Raw genomic sequence first — 15,162 nt, forward strand, 5'->3', positions numbered from 1 at the left:
CGATCCCGCCAGAGCTCAGTGGATCGTGGCCGGGCGAAGCTGGGCGGCGATGGTGGCGAGGAGTTCGTAGGAGCGGCGGCGGTCTGTGTGGTGGTAGACCGGCGTGGTCGCCATGAGTTCCGTGGTGCCGGTGGCGTCGAGGATCTGTTGCAAGCGTTCCGCCACCGTTTCCGGGCTGCCGACCAGGACGTTGCCTGAGCGAGACGCGATGACGGCTCGGTCTGACTCTGTGTACGGGTATTCGGCCGCGGTCTCGGGGCTGGGGAGTTGGATTCGGGTGCCGTGGTGGCGGCTGAGGACTTTGAGGCGGGTGGAGCCTGCCAGCCATTCGGCGTGGGTGTCGGTTTCGGCGGTGATGACCGAGACGCTGATCAGGGTGGTGGGGGCCGGGGTTTGGGGGGTGGGGCGGAAGGTGGCGCGGTAGTGGTGGAGGGCTTCCGCGGCGGCTGGGGGGTTGAGGTGGTGGGCGTAGGCGTAGGGGAGGCCGAGGGTGGCGGCCAGGGCGGCGCTGGTGGTTGAGGAGCCCAGGAGCCAGATGGGTGGGGTGTCGCCGCCTCGGGCGGGGATTGCCTTGGTTTCTGGGTGGTGCAGGTGGTGGTGGAGTTCTTCCAGTTGGGTGCGGAAGGGGGTGGCGGTGTCGGGGCGGACGGCTGCTACCGCGGATTTGGGGCCGCCGGGGGCTCGGCCGATGCCAAGGTCGATGCGGTTGGGGTGCAGGGCGGTGAGGGTGGCGAACTGTTCGGCGACCACTACCGGGGGGTGGTTGGGGAGGAGGACCGCGCCGGAGCCCAGGCGGAGGTTCGCCGTGGTGGTGGCCAGGTGGGCGATGAGGACCGCTGGGGCGGAGCTGGCTACGCCGCGCATGCCGTGGTGTTCGGGGACCCAGTAGCGGTGGTAGCCCAGGGTGTCGGTGAGGCGGGCCAAGTCCACCGTGTTGAGCAGGGCCTGTCTGGGGGTGGCGCCTTGGACTATGGGGGAAGTGTCCAGAACGGACAGGCGGACTGGGTGCGCGGCCACGGGCGACAGGGTTTCATGGCCGGTCGCATTACGCTGGCGTGGTGCGCACGATTTGTGTGATTACCGCGGTGTACCGGCCTGAGCCCGCGCACCTGCTGGCGGCTTGGGAGTCGTTGCGGGGGCAGGAGGTGCCCGCTGGGTGGCGGTGGCGGTGGCTGGTTCAGGAGGATGGGCGTACTGGGGTTGCCGCCGAGTTGTTGCCCGCTGATGAGCGGATCTGCTTTGGGGACGGTCGGCCGGGTGGGGTGGCGATCACGCGGAACCTGGCGTTGGCGCGGGCTGACGGCGAGCTGGTGAAGAACCTGGACCAGGACGATGTGCTGACGCCGGGGGTGCTGGCTCGGGACATCGCGGCGGTGACCGGGCAGGACGGGGTGTGGTGGACGACCTCGCGGGCGCTGGACCTGTTGCCGGACGGGGAGCTGGTGGGCTTCCCCGGGGATCCGGAGCGGGGGCGGCTGGCACCCGGGGTGGTGCTGGATCACTGGCGGGACAACGGGTTTCGGTTGCCGGTGCATCCGACGACCTTGTGCATCCGGCGTGATCTCGCGGTGCTGCTGGGTGGGTGGATGGCGGTGCCGGGCAGTGACGACACCGGGTTGCTGCTCGCGGCGAGCGTGCTCAGCACCGGGTTCTTCGAGTCGGCGGTGGGGTTGCACTACCGGAAGTGGCCGGGGCAGGGGTCGGCGGCGGGGAGTGCGCACTACGAGGCAGTGGAGTGGGCGGCGCGGATGAAGCTGATGGGGGAGCGGGCGGATGCGTTGCGGGGGCTGGGGTTGCGGCTCTAGCTGATCGCTTTGAGGGCGGTCAGGAGGTTGGCGGTGGACTGGTGCCAGTCCATGGTCGCGGTGGTGGTCAGGCCCGCGGTGGACAGGCGGGTGCGCAGGGGCTCGTCGTCCAGTAGCTGGCGGATGGCGTTGGCCATCGCGGTGGGGTTGCCGACCTCGACGAGCAGGGCGTTCTTGTTGTGCTGGCAGAAGTCTTCTACGCCGCCGTTGCGGGTGGTGACCACGGCCGTGCCGCAGGCCATCGCCTCCGCGGCGGGGAAGCCCCAGCCCTCGGTGGTCGAGCTGCACAGGAAGACGGCGCTGGGGCGGTAGACCTGGGCGGCCAGTTCCTCGCCGGTCAGGCCCTGGGCGTAGTGGATCCAGGGCGGCAGGTCGCGGGGTCTTGGGGCCACGCCGAAGGCTCTGGCGAGCAGGGCCGGGTGCTGGGCGCGGACCTGGTGCAGGGCGGCCAGGGCGGTGCGGGAGTCCTTGGCGGCGCTGTCGCTGAGCAGGAAGGCGACGCCCTCGCGGGGCGCGCCGGCCGGGGGCGGGCGGTAGGTGGTGCGGTCCAGGCCGTTGGGCACGGTGCTGATCTGTCCACTGTGGACGCCCAGGTCGGTGAGGACGCGGGTGAGGTGGGTGGAGACGGTGATCTTGGGGAAGGGCAGGCGCAGGGCCTGGTGCACCGGGCCGGGGTCGGGGACGTTCCAGGTTTCGTAGCCCTGGACCAGGTGGACCGGCGCGCCGTGGGCCGGGGTGAGGCGCGGCAGCAGGGTGGCGGTCTTCCAGTGGGTGGCCACGACCACGTCGCCGGGGGGCAGGTGGGCCGGGGTCAGGGCGGGCACGATCAGCAGGCGGACCCCGGGGTCGACCGGTAGCCAGTCGATCGCGCGGTGCGGGGCGCGGCGGTTGCGGTGGTCGCGGGCGGCCTCGCGGAGGTGGCGGAGCGGGCGGGACCAGCCCTCGCGCCAGCGTTCGTGCACCACCGTGACCTGGCAGCCGAGGGTGGTCAGGCGGTTGGCGTGCTCGTACACCACGCGGAAGCCGCCGACCGGCGCCCTGGGGAACACGGGCAGCACGAAGGTGACTCGCAACGCCATGTTCCCCAGTGTGCGCCAGGTGGGTCAGGCCTTCTGACGGCGGTTGCGCAGCACGATCACGCCCGCGGCCGCGGCGGCCAGGCCACCCGCGGCGAAACCGGCCCCGGACAGCCAGTCCAAGCTCTCGCCGACGCCCTGCTGGGCCATCGCGCCGCCGCCGGTGTCGGCCGCGCCCTTGGGCTTGACCTTGACCTGGTCGGCGGGCTTGGTCTCCACCGGCTTGCGCGGGGTGGTGCCGGGGCGGCGCTGGCCGGGCAGCACCTCGAAGGTGCCGGTGACCGTCTTGCCCCCGCAGACGAAGGACAGGGTGTGCTTGCCGGGCTTGGTTCCCGGCTTCACCCGGCCGTCGGAGGCGTGGGTCTTGCCGGGCTCGCCCTTCAACGGCGGCACGTCCAGCACCGAGGAGGTCACCGCCGAACCGGTGTACTTGGGGTCCTGGCAGATGGCCCGCACCACGATGTCCTGGCCCGCGCGGATCGACTTGTCCTGCACTCCGATGGTGTCGACCGCCTCGCCGGCGGCGAATGCGGCCGGTGCGGTCAGGAATGCGGTGGCGATGGCGGCGGCGGTGATTCCGGAAAAAGACAGACGAGTACTCACAGCGGTTTCCCCCCTTGAATTACCGAATCCCAGAATTGGGGCGGTTTTGGTGGCTCCGTGAAGAAGACGCTTCCTGGGGGCGGTCGGTTGCCAGCGGGTCGCCGGGGTATATCGAGTTGTTATATTCGCAGGTGGTGATGGTGGCTGGTGCGCTGTGAGCGAACCGGGGCGCGCGCGGTGTGTGCGGCGGCTACCGTCGGGGAACAGGTGAAGACGACCAGGGAGGTGGACGTGGGACAGCACAGTGACTTGCGGATGCGCGCGACGGCCGGGCTCAATCTCAGCGATTCGGTGTTCGACCGGTTGCTGAGTGAGCGCATCGTGTTCCTCGGGTCCGAAGTGGACGATGAGAGCGCGAACCGGATCAGCGCGCAGATGCTGCTGCTGGCCGCGGAGGACCCCGAGCGCGACATCGTCTTCTACATCAACTCACCCGGCGGCTCGGTGAACGCGGGGCTGGCCATCTACGACACCATGCAGCTGGTCACGCCGGACGTCTCCACCTGGGCGATGGGCATGGCCGCCTCGATGGGCCAGTTCCTGCTGTCCTCCGGCACGCCGGGCAAGCGCTATGTGTTGCCGCACACCAGGGTGCTGATGCACCAGCCGCACGCCGGGCTCTCCGGCACCGCCTCCGACATCGCCATTCGCGCCGAGGAGTTCGGCAAGCTCAAGCAGCTGGTCGCGGAGATCACCGCGGCGCAGACCGGCAAGACGGTGGAGCAGATCACCGAGGACGCCGACCGGGACCGCTGGTTCAACGCCCAGGAGGCGGTGGACTACGGGCTGGCCGACCAGGTGGTGCGCAGGCCGGGCGAGCTCGGCTGAGCCGGGTCAGCGGCCGCGTCCGCCGTGGAAGTGGATGCCGCCCCTGACCTCACCGGCCTGGATGCTGTCCCGCATGGTGCCGTTGACCTGGTTCACCACGCCGCCGCCGGCCGCGGAGACGGCGGGGCCGCTCGCCGCGGTCGTCGACGGCGCGGGCTCGGCTTCGGCGAAGGTGAGCAGGGTGGCGGCCTCGAAGTGCGGCACCCTGATCCAGGCGGTGCTCGCGGTCTCCTTGTGCTGGAAGGAGATCTGGCCGAAGTCGCGCTGGCGGACCAGCTCGGTGTACGGGCCGCTGAAGACGTCCTGGTAGGCCTTGGCGGAGATGATCAGGCCGGTGCTGAACTCCAGCGGGCTGGCCTCGGCGCAGCGGCTGACCACCTGGCGGAAGACCTTGGCGTCCAGCATGCGCGCGCAGTCGACGTTGGTGCGGTGCAGGCCCTCGTGGCCGGGCAGCGGGCCGACGCCGACCGAGATTCGCAGCCGGATGTCGGGCTTCCGCCAGCGGTTGTGCTCGGCGGCCAGGTCGTCGAGCACCTGGGTGGCGTCGATGATGTCGCCGAGCAGCTCCTCGGGGAAGGCGGCCAGCAGGCCGTCGCCGGTGTGCTGCCAGTCCACCGCGTCGGCCTTCATCACCTGGCGGCTGGCCAGCGCGGCGCCGATGAGCTCCTGCGTCTTCTGGGCCGCCACGTCGAGGTGGTAGCCGGGGTTGCTGCCGGAGTCGATCAGGTCGATACCGAGGACCGTCCGGTTCACGGGCAATCGAGGCACGCAGGGCAGTGTGCTGCGCGTCATGGCCTACGTCTCCCTCGTCCCAGGGAGAAGCGGATCAGGCCAGTTCGGCCAGGCGGCGCGGGTCGGGCAGCAGGTAGCGCAGGCGGCTGGTGCGCACCAGGCCTTCGGCGCGCAGCCGTTTGAGCGCGGCGTCCACGGTCTTGGCCGAGGCGCCGACGGACTGGGCCAGCTCCTTCTGGCTCATGCCGCGGATGGCCACCCCGTGCTCGGTCTGCTCACCACGGGCATCCGCCCAGCTCAGCAGCTGTTTGGCCACCCTGGTCGGCACGTCCTGGAAGGCCACCGACAGGCCCCGGTGGTCGGCGTTGCGCAGCCGTCGTTGCAGGGTGGAGTTGACCAGCAGCAGCACGTCCTGGTTGGTGCGCATCAGGCTCAGGAACACCGCCCTGGGCACGTGCACCGCGCGGCCCGCGGTGTGCGCGATGACCGTCGCGCTGCGCGGCACCTCCTCGATCACGCCCAGCTCGCCGATCAGCTCGCCGGGCCCGTAGAAGCCGGCGATCAGCTCGGTGCCGTTGCCGCCGGAGAGCAGCACCTTGACCAGGCCCTGCTCGATGAGCAGCACCTCGTCGCTCTCGGCGCCCTCGGACAGCAGGGTCTGTTGTCGGTGGAAGTCCCTTGGTCTGCCGTGTCGGCGCAGCACTGCGCGGACCGCGTCCTCCCTCGCCATCACCGCATCATCCCCGCCGGGTCAACCTGCCTGGGAGGGGCCGAGCGGGTGAACGCGGGCTGCTCCGGTCACCTGATCGAGCTATGTCCGCGCAGCGCCTGCTCGGTACTGGCCAGGAAGGCCTCCATCGCGGCGGTGACACCGTCAAGATCACCGGTGGCCAGCAGGTCCAGCAACAGGCCCCTGGTGACGGCCAGTCCGAGGCGGGCCTGCGCGCGGGCGGCGTCTTCCGGGAAACCGTTGGCGCGCAACCACTCCGTCGTCGGCTCGGTCCAGGAGGAGACGATGCCGTCGAGCAGTTCGGTGGTGCCGGGGCGGCCCTGCAGGGCCTGGCCGTACAGCTCGAAGAACAACCGGATCGACGGGGCCAGCGCGGGATCGCTGAGGCGGCGCCAGAACTCGCGGGGCGCGGTGGCCGGGTCGAGCTCGGCGAAGGCGGCGCGCTGGCGGCGCTCGACCTCGCGGACCACCTCCACCAGCAGGCCCTCCTTGGACCCGAAGTGGTAGATCAGCATCCGGTGGCTGCTGCCCAGCGCGGTCGCCAGCTGCCGCAGGCTCAGCTCGCCGATGCCGTGCTCGCTGACCCAGGCCACCGCCGCGGCCAGCAGTTTCTCCTTCGCCACCGACACCGTCATTTCTTCCACCGTGGTGAACCATATGGTACATGTACCAACTGGTACACGAAGGAGGCCTGACATGGCGGTGCAGCGGGTCGACGTCCGGGTGCGCGCGGCGGCGCCGCCCGCCGCGGTCTACGCGCTGGTGCGCAGCGGGCCGAGCTGGCCGGACTGGGCGCCGTTCACCGGCTTCGAGCTGGAGCGCGCCGGCGAGCAGGGCGGGGAGAGCGTGGGTGCGATCCGGGTGTTCCGGCGGGGGAAGAAGATCACCAGGGAGCAGGTGGTGGAGCTGGTGCCGGAGCGCAGGCTCGGCTACGCGCTGCTGTCCGGGCTGCCGTTGCTGGACTACCGGGCCAACGTCGACCTCGCGCCCGTGGCCGGCGGCACACAGATCCACTGGCACGCCAGCTTCCGGCCGCGTTTCCCCGGCACCGGCTGGCTGTTCCGCGGGGTGCTGAGCGTGTTCATCCGGCGGTGCGCGCGGGGACTGGCCGAGCACGCGGGCCGAGGCTAGTCACTGGGGTTTGCCGCAGTCTTTCCGTGCGGGTTGCCCACCCTGATCGGAAGGTCTGCCTCAGGGTGTTCTCAGCGCCGGATTCCTAGCGTTGGCACCATGTTCGACGGAATCATCAACTGGGTCACCGACCTCATGACCACCCTCGGCGCACCCGGCGCGGGCCTGGCCATCGCGCTGGAGAACCTCTTCCCGCCGCTGCCCAGCGAGGTGTTCCTGCCGCTGGCCGGGTTCACCGCCAGCCGGGGCGGCATGAGCCTGCTGGCCGCGATCATCTGGACCACGGCGGGCTCGGTGGCCGGCGCGCTGGCGCTGTACTACATCGGCGCGCTGCTCGGCCGGGACCGCACCCGCGCGATCGCGGCCAAGCTGCCGCTGGTGAAGGTGGCCGACCTGGACCGCACCGAGGCCTGGTTCGCCAGGCACGGCTACAAGGCGGTGTTCTTCGGCCGGATGATCCCGATCTTCCGCAGCCTGGTGTCCGTGCCCGCCGGCATCGAACGCATGCGGCTGGGGGCCTTCCTGCTGTTCACCGCGCTGGGCAGCCTGATCTGGAACACCGTGTTCGTGCTCGCCGGGTACTACCTCGGCGAGAACTGGACGCTGGTGGAGACCTACGCGGGGGTGCTGTCCAAGGGCGTGCTGGTGGTGGTCGGCGTGGCCGTGCTGGTGTTCGTGGTCTCCCGCCTGCGCCGCAGCAAGCAGCGGGCCTAGCTCCCGAGATAGCGCAGGATCGCCAGCACCCGGCGGCTGTACCCGGTGGTGTGCGAGAGGTCGAGCTTGTCGAAGATCGAGTTCACGTGCTTCTCCACCGCGCTCTGCGAGATGTGCAGCGCGGTGGAGATGCTCGCGTTGGTGTGGCCCTGCGCCATGTGCCGCAGGACTTCCCGTTCCCGTTCGGTGAGCCTGGTCAGGGGGTCGGTGTGGGTGGTGCGGGCCAGCAGCTGGCGGACCACCTCGGGGTCGAAGGCGGCCCGGCCGGAGCCGACCCGGTCCAGCGCGTCCAGGAACTCGCCGACCTGGGCCACCCGGTCCTTGAGCAGGTAGCCCACCCTGGCGCTGTCCCCGGTGAGCAGCTCGGTGGCGTAACGCTTCTCCACGTACTGGCTCAGCATCAGCACGCCCACCTCCGGCCAGCGGGACCGGATCTCCAGCGCCGCCTGGAGCCCCTCCGCGGTGTGCGTTGGCGGCATCCGGACGTCGATCACGCACACGTCCGGCTGCTCGTGGGCCACCGCGGTCAGCAGGGCGGCGCCGTCGCCGACCGCGGCGAGCACCTGGTGGCCCTCCTCCACGAGCAGGCGCACCAGGCCTTCCCGCAACAGGATGGAGTCGTCGGCGAGGATCAGGCGCATGGCAGGCTGGCTCCGATGAGGGTGCCGCCGCCGAGCGGACTGCGCACCCGGAACTCGCCGTCCATGGCCGCCACCCGCTGGGCGAGGCCGGAGAGCCCGCCGCCGTCCGGATCGGCGCCGCCGGCCCCGTCGTCGGCGACCTCCACCAGCAGCGTGCCGGTGGTGGCGAGGTGGGTGAGCCGTACGTCGAGCGTGGCGGCATTGGCGTGTTTGGTGGCGTTGGTGACCGCCTCGCACACGATGAAGTACGCGGCGGCCTCCACCCGCGCGGGCGGGCGCTCCGGCGGGAGCTGACAGGAAACGGTGGTGCGCAAGGGAGAACCCTCGACCACCCGGGCGATCGCCTCGGGCAGGCCCAGGTTGTCCAGCGCGGTGGGGTAGACCCGCCAGGCGACCTCGCGCAGGTCGTTGAGGATCTCCTGGCACTCCTGGTGCGCCTGGGCCAGCAGGGTTTCCGCGCGGGCCGCATCGCCGCCGCGGCGGGCCCTGCCGATCAGCAGGCCGAGCGCGACCAGGCGCTGCTGCACGCCGTCGTGCAGGTCGCGCTCGATCCGGCGGCGCTCGGCGTCCACCGCCTCGACGATCCCGGCGCGGGTCTCGGTCAGGGACTGGATGCGCTGCCGCAGCTCCTCGGGGCTCAGGCCGAGGAACTCGCGGACCAGTCGTCGCTCCACCACGGACAGTGCGTACAACCCTTGCAGCGCAAGGTAGAGCAGCACCAGGCCGGGCAGGCTCAGCGCGAGCAGGGACTCGGTGGTGACGCGCCCGGCGGGGTTGCCGGTGAAGATGCTGCCGCCGGTGATCCAGGCGCCCACGCTGGCCACCGCGGTCAGCACGCCGTAGACCAGCAGCAGCAGGATGACCCCCACCGCCAGGCCGATCGGCACCCGGACCAGCAGGTACATCCACGGGCGGCGCTGCCGGTCGTCCTCGACCTCGCCGCCGCCGAAGAACCGGGCCACCCGGCGGGCCGCCAGCCGGGACAGCCTGCGCGCGCCCTTCTCCAGGCGCTCGGCCAGCCGCTGCCGGGCGCTGGGCCACAGCAGCAGCGACAGGTGCAGCAGGCCGGCCAGGACCAGGTAGCCGAGCTCGGCCAGCGCGGACAGCGCGCCGAGGGCCAGGCCCGCCCCGATGCGCGCGGCGGCGGTGACGAAGGGCAGCAGACGCACAGCGTGAGGCTAGTGGCCAGGGCCGTTCGGGGGACTGCGGAAAACCACAAGAGTGACCGGCGGCGACCTCTTTGGACGATTGACCGTGCCGCGCGGGCGAACCTAGCGTCGAAGCTGACCAGGTGTGTGGCCGGGCTCACAGCGAGGTGGGACATGTCGGTAGGCGTTGTGGGTCGGCTGGGCGTCATCGGCACGGTGGCGGCCGCCGCGGCCGCGCTGTTCGCCTCCGGGGCGGAGGCCGCGGTCCGCCAGGTGCGGCACTACGTGGCGCTGGGGGACTCGTTCACCTCGGGGCCGCTGATCCCGCTGCCGAGGCTGAACCCGTTGGGCTGCGCGCGGTCCACCGAGAACTACCCGAGCCTGCTGAACCGGCGGATCCGGCCGGGCCGGTTCACCGACATCAGCTGCGGGGCCGCGGACAGCACCCACATGACCGAGCCGCAATCGGTGCCGCTGGGCCGCAACCCCGCCCAGTTCTCCGCGCTGACCAAGGACACCGACCTGGTCACGGTCAGCATCGGCGGCAACGACTTCAGCGTCTTCGGCGACACCATCAGCACCTGTGCCGAGCTCCGGCCGAGCGATCCGGGCGGCGCGCCCTGCGCGAAGCACTTCGGCGACGAGCTGAGCAAGCGGATCGGCCAGACCGAGGGCAGGGTGCTGACCGTGCTGCGCGGCATCCGGGAACGCTCGCCCAAGGCCAGGGTGCTGGTGGTCGGCTACCCGAGGATCGCCCCGGCCAGCGGCACCTGCCCCTCGGTGCTGCCCTTCGCCACCGGCGACTACCCGTTCCTGGACAGCGTGGAGCAGCAGCTCAACGCGGCGCTGCGGCGCGCGGCCGGGGCCAGCGGGGACACCTTCGTGGACACCTACGCGCCCTCGCTGCACCACGACGCGTGCAAGCCGCGCGGGGTGGCCTGGGTGAACGGGCAGCACACCGACCTGCTGGCCGCGGCGGCGTACCACCCGTTCCGGACCGGGATGGCAGGCGTGGCCGACGCGGTGCAGCGGGCGCTGACCACCGCGAAGGCCCGCAGGGGCTGAGGCGCGCTCAGCTCTTGGCGGCGGCGAAGGCCAGGCCCATCCGCAGGGCCGCGGCCGCCTCCAGCGCGGCGTCCCGGCCGGTGTGGCCGATGCCGAGCACGTTGGCGAAGCCGTGGATCAGGCCGTGGTGGCGGCGCAGGAACACCGGCACCCCGGCCTTGGTCAGCTTGTCCGCGTACGCCTCGCCCTCGTCCCGCAGCGGGTCGAAGCCCGCGGTGACCAGGTAGGCAGGCGGCAGGCCGGAGAGGTCCTCGGCGAGCAGCGGCGAGGCGCGCGGGTCCAGCTCGTCCTCGGCCGAGCGCAGGTACTGCTCCTGGTACCAGTCCATCTTCTCCGAGGTGAGCACGAAGCCGTGGCCGAACAGGCGGCGGGACTCCCTGCGCACGGAGAAGTCGACCGCCGGGTAGATCAGCAGCTGGAAGGCGGGCACCGGGTCGCCCGCGACCTTGGCCTGCTGGGCGGTGACCGCGGCCAGGTTGCCGCCCGCGCTGTCCCCGCCGACCGCGATCTGGTCCGGGTGCAGGCCAAGGCTGTCCGCGTTGGCCACCGCGTACCGGTAGACCGCGAGCGCGTCCTCGGTGGCGGCCGGGAACTTGTGCTCGGGGGCCAGCCGGTAGTCCGCGGCCAGCACCGCCACCCCGGCGTGCACGGCCAGGTAGCGGCACAGGTTGTCGTGGGTCTCCAGGTCGCCGACCACCCAGCCGCCGCCGTGGTAGAAGACCAGCGCGCCGGCCTGGCTGGGCAGCCCGGCCGGGAGGTAGACCCTGGTCCGGATCGGGCCGCCGGGGCCGGGCACGCTCAGCTCGCGCACCTGCGCCACCTCCAGCGCCGCGCCGCCGATCATCGCCGCGGTCCGGCGCAGCCCGCGCCTGGCCTCGACCACCGAACCGGCGCTGAGCGGGTTCTCCTTGGCCAGGCTCATCAGCTTCAGCATGGACTGCACCTCGGGGTGCAGCTGCTGGCCGTCGATCACGGTGGGGCGGCCGCCGATGGCGCGCTGCGCGGGGGCGGGCAGGGCGCCGACCGCGGCGGCCACGCCGCGTTCGACCAGTTCGCGCAGGGCCGGGCGAGGAGAGGTCATGACCCCGATGCTACCCACGAGTAGCGCTCTTGGGCAGACAGGCGAACGGGGCGCGGACCCCCAGGCCCGCGCCCCGTTCAGTCGTGCTCGATCACTCCGCGATGGTCCAGTCGCCGATCCGGGACCAGCTCGACCAGCCGTCGCCGAAGGTGTGCCACACGTGCATCAGCTCACCCTGGGAGCCCCGGCCGAAGACCTCCACGGTCCGGGTGTTCGCCTCGTAGATGGCCACCGGCTTGCCGGTGAACTTCCAGTCCGAGTGCAGCGTCTCCCAGTCCGACCAGCCCGCGCCGTAGCCGTGCCAGACGTGCATCAGCTCACCCTGGGAACCGCGGGCGAACACCTCGGTGGTCGTGGTGCTCGGGTCGTAGACCGCGACCGGGTCACTGGCCAGCTGCCAGCCGCCACCGATGACCTCCAGTCCGGACCAGCCCTTGCCAGGCGGGTGCCAGGCGTGCACGAGCTGGTCGGCGGTGTTGCGGGCGAAGACCTCGATGGTCTTGGTGCGGGCCTCGTACACCGGGAACGGGGCGCCGGTGATCGCGCCGCCGCCGATCACCTCGAAGCCGGACCAGCCGGCGCCCGGCGGGTGCCAGGCGTGGATCAGCTCGCCCTGGGCGCCGCGGGCGAAGACCTCGGTGCTGCCGGTGCCCGGGTCGTAGACCGGCGCGGGGTCACTGGCCAGCCGCCAGTCCGGGTTGATCGGCTCCAGCTTGGACCAGCCCTTGCCCGGCTCGTGCCAGGCGTGCACGAGCTGGTCGGCGGTGTTGCGGGCGAAGACCTCCACGGTCTTGGTGGCCGCGTCGTAGGTGGCCACCGGCTCGCCCTTGAGCTTGGTGCCGCCGTCGATGACCTCCCAGTTCGCCCAGCCCTGGCCCGGCGGGTGCCAGGTGTGCGCGAGCTGGTCGGCACTGTTGCGGGCGAAGACCTCGGTGGTCCTGGCGCCCGCGTCGTAGATCGACACCGGGTTGCCGTTGAGCCGGTAGTCGGACTGGTGGGCCTCCCAGGCCGACCACTTGCCGCCGGTGTTCCACACGTGGGCCAGTTCCCCCTTGGCGCCGCGGGCGAAGAACTCGGTGCTGGCCGTGCTGGGCTCGTAGACCGCCCGGTCGGCTGGCACGTTCACCCCGCCGCCCTTCGGGTCGCCGAGGGCGTCCACGATGAGCTGGGCGTCGGCGGCCTCGGGCTGGTAGCGCTCGGGGAAGGCCGAGCGCTGCACCCGCTGGCAGACCTTGCCGATCTCCTCCTTGTTCCAGGAACCCTTGGGGTAGAAGCGTTCCATCGTGTCGAAGAACTTGTAGGCGGAGATCTTCGGGTTGAGCCGCTCCTCGCGCGGCCCCCAGGAGTCCAGTTGCTGGAACAGCCCGACGCTGCTGGCGTGCCCGCCGTCGTAGTTGCGCATGGTGGTCTCCACGATGATCGTGGCGACCGCGATGGTGGCGGCCCGGTTGTTCAGGCCCCGGTCGTAGGTGGCCCGGACGACCGCCCTGGCGCAGGACATCTCGTAGGCCTTGAGCGAACCGCGCATCCGGCCGGTGATCCGGGCGTTGAGGTCCCTGGCCATGGCCTCGTCGGTGCCGCTGGGACCGGCGGGGTCACAGGCCACGATCGGCAGGGCCTCGGCGGCCAGGTTTTCCGCGTTGGATTCGGGGGACCGGGTTTCGCCGGGATCGGCGCCGGCGATCGGACTGAGGAACAATCCGCTCGCGGCGGTCAGCGCGACGGTGGAACCCGCCAGCAGCCGGTGTAATTTCCGGGACATCTTCTTGCTCTCCTGTTTTCGCGCAGGGTCGGGCTCGGAAAGAATTCGGGAGTTCACTTGCGGAATGGCGGGCCGGATTACTCGGAAATCGTCCAGTCGCCGATCTGGTGCCAGCCGGACCAGCCCTTGCCGTGCGGGTGCCAGGTGTGCAGCAGCTCACCCTTGGCGCCGCGGGCGAAGACCTCCACGGTCTGGATGTGCGGCTGGTAGACCGGCACCGGGACGCCGGTGAACTTCCAGTCCGGGTGCAGGACCTCCCACTGCGACCAGCCCTCGCCCCTGGGGTGCCAGAGGTGCATCAGGGCGCCGCTGTCACCGCGGGCGAACACCTCGGTGGTCTTCGTGCTCGGGTCGTACACCGCGGTGGGGTCGCCGGCCAGCTTCCAGTCCGGGCGGACGGCCTCGTAGGCGGTCCAGCCCTCACCCGGGGCGTGCCAGGTGTGGATCAGCTCGTTGCCCGCGCCGCGGGTGAAGATCTCCACCGTCTTGGTGCTGGCCTCGTACAGCGCGAAGGGCTGGCCGGTGATCTTGACGTCGGCGTTGATGGCCTCCCAGCCGGACCAGCCGCTGCCCAGGTGGTGCCAGGTGTGCATGAGCTCGCCCTGGGCGCCACGGGCGAAGACCTCGGTGGTCTTGGTGCCGGGCTCGTAGATCGCCACCGGGTCCCCGGTGAGCTGCCAGTTCGGGCCGATGATCTCCCACTGCGCCCAGCCGTTACCGGGCTCGTGCCAGGTGTGGATCAGCTCGTTGGCGCCGTTGCGGGCGAAGACCTCGGTGGTCTTGCTGTGCACGTTGTAGACGGCCACCGGCTCGCCGACGATCTTCTGCCCGCCGTGGATCGGCTCCCAGTTCGCCCAGCCGCCGCCCGGCGCGTGCCAGGTGTGCACCAGTTCGTTGTTCATGTTCCTGGCGAAGACCTCGGTGGTCTTGGTGTCCTCCTCGTAGAGGGAGACCGGGTTGCCTGCCAGCTTGTAGCCGGGCTGGTGCGCCTCCCACGGCGCCCACTTGCCGCCGGTGTTCCACACGTGGGTCATCTCCTGCCCGCCGCCGCGAGCGAAGACCTCGGTGGTCTTGGTGTTGTTCTGGTAGACCGCGCGGCTGGAGCCGGTGGCCGGACCGTCGTCCAGCGCGGAGCCGTCGCCCGCGCCGGGCGGGGAGACGTAACCGGAGATCGGCCAGTCGTTGCCGCCGGAGACCGCGGTCCGCGGGTCCAGGGTCCAGGCCACCACCTTGCTGCTGGTGGAACCCGACTTGCCGAAGTTGCCGTTGACCGTGGTCAGCTTCCCGTCGGCGTGCACCGCGGTGACGATGGCGACGTGCCCGCCGGAGGCCGCCCCCGGCGGGCCGAACACCGCGACGTCACCGGGCTGCGGGTTGCCGCCGCCCGCCGAGCGCGGCTTGAACAGGCCGCGCTGCTGCCCCCACAGCCCGACGGCGCGGGCCACGTAGGTGGTGGGCACCGGGCTCACCCCGGCCTGCCGCCAGGCCCAGGAGGTGAACATGGCGCACCAGTCCAGGCGAGGGCAGTCCGAGCTGTATTTCCCGCACTGGGCGGCGGAGACGCCGATTTCCCCGTTGGCCGCGTCCACGATTCGCTGCCGGATCGGCGAGAGCGCCTGGGTGCTCGCCGAAGCGCTCGTCTCGGCGAACGCCGTTGTGGCTAATGTGGTGATTCCGCTGCCGGTCAATGCCACCACCGCCGCCAGTGCAGCCAGTAACTTCCTGCTCATTTCGTTTTCGCCCCTAGGTCCTGTGGTTCTCGCTGTTGGGGAGAAAGGTAGGAAGGGGTGCTGCAAGAACCCGTGCAGTCCGCTGCAAGGCCGCTGTAGAAGAACTTTCAACGCAG

At 71.3% G+C, this 15,162-nt stretch carries 16 protein-coding genes; 5 read left to right on the forward strand and 11 right to left on the reverse strand.

Going from position 1 to position 15,162, the window contains the following annotated elements; translation table 11 throughout:
• Nucleotides 1-15: 15 nt before the first annotated feature.
• Nucleotides 16-1,017, reverse strand: coding sequence for an LLM class flavin-dependent oxidoreductase (locus ACWDY5_RS12985; RefSeq protein ID WP_449722407.1), 1,002 nt, complete (start codon nucleotides 1,015-1,017; stop codon nucleotides 16-18).
• Nucleotides 1,018-1,262: 245 nt separating this feature from the next.
• On the opposite strand from ACWDY5_RS12985, the gene ACWDY5_RS12990 reads away from it, so the two are divergent.
• Entirely contained in the window at nucleotides 1,263-1,805 is a 543-nt protein-coding gene (locus tag ACWDY5_RS12990) for a glycosyltransferase family A protein (RefSeq protein ID WP_449722408.1), read from the forward strand.
• On the opposite strand, the gene ACWDY5_RS12995 is transcribed toward ACWDY5_RS12990, so the two are convergent.
• Together ACWDY5_RS12995 and ACWDY5_RS13000 are read right to left on the reverse strand one after the other, a co-directional pair.
• Nucleotides 1,802-2,884, reverse strand: a complete 1,083-nt coding sequence (locus ACWDY5_RS12995; RefSeq protein WP_449722409.1) for a glycosyltransferase family 4 protein — start codon at nucleotides 2,882-2,884, stop codon at nucleotides 1,802-1,804. The two genes, ACWDY5_RS12990 and ACWDY5_RS12995, sit on opposite strands and share 4 nt — an antisense overlap.
• 24 nt (nucleotides 2,885-2,908) lie before the next feature.
• A complete protein-coding gene (locus ACWDY5_RS13000) occupies nucleotides 2,909-3,484 on the reverse strand; it encodes a hypothetical protein (RefSeq protein ID WP_449722410.1) in 576 nt (191 codons plus the stop codon).
• A 255-nt stretch (nucleotides 3,485-3,739) separates the two neighbouring features.
• Between ACWDY5_RS13000 and ACWDY5_RS13005 the strand changes: the two genes are divergently transcribed.
• On the forward strand, nucleotides 3,740-4,312 hold the full coding sequence (locus ACWDY5_RS13005; RefSeq protein ID WP_449722524.1) for a ClpP family protease: 573 nt from the start codon (nucleotides 3,740-3,742) through the stop codon (nucleotides 4,310-4,312).
• A gap of 6 nt (nucleotides 4,313-4,318) precedes the next feature.
• On the opposite strand, the gene ACWDY5_RS13010 is transcribed toward ACWDY5_RS13005, so the two are convergent.
• The 3 genes from ACWDY5_RS13010 to ACWDY5_RS13020 form a co-directional block, all read right to left on the reverse strand.
• Complete coding sequence (locus tag ACWDY5_RS13010; protein ID WP_449722411.1) at nucleotides 4,319-5,080, reverse strand: hypothetical protein; 762 nt, start codon at nucleotides 5,078-5,080, stop codon at nucleotides 4,319-4,321.
• A 58-nt stretch (nucleotides 5,081-5,138) separates the two neighbouring features.
• On the reverse strand, nucleotides 5,139-5,774 hold the full coding sequence (locus ACWDY5_RS13015) for a Crp/Fnr family transcriptional regulator (RefSeq protein ID WP_252481829.1): 636 nt from the start codon (nucleotides 5,772-5,774) through the stop codon (nucleotides 5,139-5,141).
• A 68-nt stretch (nucleotides 5,775-5,842) separates the two neighbouring features.
• Nucleotides 5,843-6,409, reverse strand: coding sequence for a TetR/AcrR family transcriptional regulator (locus tag ACWDY5_RS13020; RefSeq protein ID WP_449722412.1), 567 nt, complete (start codon nucleotides 6,407-6,409; stop codon nucleotides 5,843-5,845).
• Between the two features lie 61 nt (nucleotides 6,410-6,470).
• On the opposite strand from ACWDY5_RS13020, the gene ACWDY5_RS13025 reads away from it, so the two are divergent.
• Complete coding sequence (locus ACWDY5_RS13025) at nucleotides 6,471-6,905, forward strand: SRPBCC family protein (RefSeq protein WP_449722413.1); 435 nt, start codon at nucleotides 6,471-6,473, stop codon at nucleotides 6,903-6,905.
• 99 nt (nucleotides 6,906-7,004) lie between these two features.
• Nucleotides 7,005-7,619 carry a DedA family protein gene (locus ACWDY5_RS13030; RefSeq protein WP_449722414.1) on the forward strand — a complete coding sequence of 205 codons (615 nt, stop codon included), beginning with the start codon at nucleotides 7,005-7,007 and terminating at the stop codon, nucleotides 7,617-7,619.
• Here the strand turns inward: ACWDY5_RS13030 and ACWDY5_RS13035 are convergent.
• Complete coding sequence (locus tag ACWDY5_RS13035) at nucleotides 7,616-8,260, reverse strand: response regulator (protein ID WP_449722415.1); 645 nt, start codon at nucleotides 8,258-8,260, stop codon at nucleotides 7,616-7,618. The two genes, ACWDY5_RS13030 and ACWDY5_RS13035, sit on opposite strands and share 4 nt — an antisense overlap.
• A complete protein-coding gene (locus tag ACWDY5_RS13040; protein WP_449722416.1) occupies nucleotides 8,251-9,429 on the reverse strand; it encodes a sensor histidine kinase in 1,179 nt (392 codons plus the stop codon). Before ACWDY5_RS13040 ends, ACWDY5_RS13035 begins: the two co-directional genes overlap by 10 nt.
• Nucleotides 9,430-9,582: 153 nt before the next feature.
• On the opposite strand from ACWDY5_RS13040, the gene ACWDY5_RS13045 reads away from it, so the two are divergent.
• Nucleotides 9,583-10,473, forward strand: a complete 891-nt coding sequence (locus tag ACWDY5_RS13045; protein ID WP_449722417.1) for an SGNH/GDSL hydrolase family protein — start codon at nucleotides 9,583-9,585, stop codon at nucleotides 10,471-10,473.
• 7 nt (nucleotides 10,474-10,480) lie between these two features.
• Here ACWDY5_RS13045 and ACWDY5_RS13050 read toward each other — a convergent pair whose 3' ends face one another.
• The 3 genes from ACWDY5_RS13050 to ACWDY5_RS13060 all read right to left on the reverse strand — a co-directional run bounded on the left by ACWDY5_RS13050 (nucleotide 10,481) and on the right by ACWDY5_RS13060 (nucleotide 15,046).
• Nucleotides 10,481-11,554 carry an alpha/beta hydrolase gene (locus ACWDY5_RS13050; RefSeq protein WP_449722418.1) on the reverse strand — a complete coding sequence of 358 codons (1,074 nt, stop codon included), beginning with the start codon at nucleotides 11,552-11,554 and terminating at the stop codon, nucleotides 10,481-10,483.
• A gap of 91 nt (nucleotides 11,555-11,645) precedes the next feature.
• Nucleotides 11,646-13,316: a hypothetical protein gene (locus tag ACWDY5_RS13055; protein ID WP_449722419.1), complete on the reverse strand. Its 1,671-nt coding sequence runs from the start codon at nucleotides 13,314-13,316 to the stop codon at nucleotides 11,646-11,648.
• A 77-nt stretch (nucleotides 13,317-13,393) separates the two neighbouring features.
• On the reverse strand, nucleotides 13,394-15,046 hold the full coding sequence (locus ACWDY5_RS13060) for a CHAP domain-containing protein (protein WP_449722420.1): 1,653 nt from the start codon (nucleotides 15,044-15,046) through the stop codon (nucleotides 13,394-13,396).
• Nucleotides 15,047-15,162: the final 116 nt, after the last annotated feature.

The organism is Crossiella sp. NPDC003009, from assembly GCF_053591555.1.

Bases quoted from the DNA above. Each gene is read 5' to 3' on its own strand.
- ACWDY5_RS12995 (WP_449722409.1), bottom strand. From the start codon at position 2,884: ATGGCGTTGCGAGTCACCTTCGTGCTGCCCGTGTTCCCCAGGGCGCCG.
- ACWDY5_RS13005 (WP_449722524.1), top strand. From the start codon at position 3,740: ATGCGCGCGACGGCCGGGCTCAATCTCAGCGATTCGGTGTTCGACCGG.
- ACWDY5_RS13015 (WP_252481829.1), bottom strand. From the start codon at position 5,774: ATGGCGAGGGAGGACGCGGTCCGCGCAGTGCTGCGCCGACACGGCAGA.
- ACWDY5_RS13020 (WP_449722412.1), bottom strand. From the start codon at position 6,409: ATGACGGTGTCGGTGGCGAAGGAGAAACTGCTGGCCGCGGCGGTGGCC.
- ACWDY5_RS13025 (WP_449722413.1), top strand. From the start codon at position 6,471: ATGGCGGTGCAGCGGGTCGACGTCCGGGTGCGCGCGGCGGCGCCGCCC.
- ACWDY5_RS13030 (WP_449722414.1), top strand. From the start codon at position 7,005: ATGTTCGACGGAATCATCAACTGGGTCACCGACCTCATGACCACCCTC.
- ACWDY5_RS13035 (WP_449722415.1), bottom strand. From the start codon at position 8,260: ATGCGCCTGATCCTCGCCGACGACTCCATCCTGTTGCGGGAAGGCCTG.
- ACWDY5_RS13045 (WP_449722417.1), top strand. From the start codon at position 9,583: ATGTCGGTAGGCGTTGTGGGTCGGCTGGGCGTCATCGGCACGGTGGCG.
- ACWDY5_RS13050 (WP_449722418.1), bottom strand. From the start codon at position 11,554: ATGACCTCTCCTCGCCCGGCCCTGCGCGAACTGGTCGAACGCGGCGTG.
- ACWDY5_RS13055 (WP_449722419.1), bottom strand. From the start codon at position 13,316: ATGTCCCGGAAATTACACCGGCTGCTGGCGGGTTCCACCGTCGCGCTG.
- ACWDY5_RS13060 (WP_449722420.1), bottom strand. From the start codon at position 15,046: ATGAGCAGGAAGTTACTGGCTGCACTGGCGGCGGTGGTGGCATTGACC.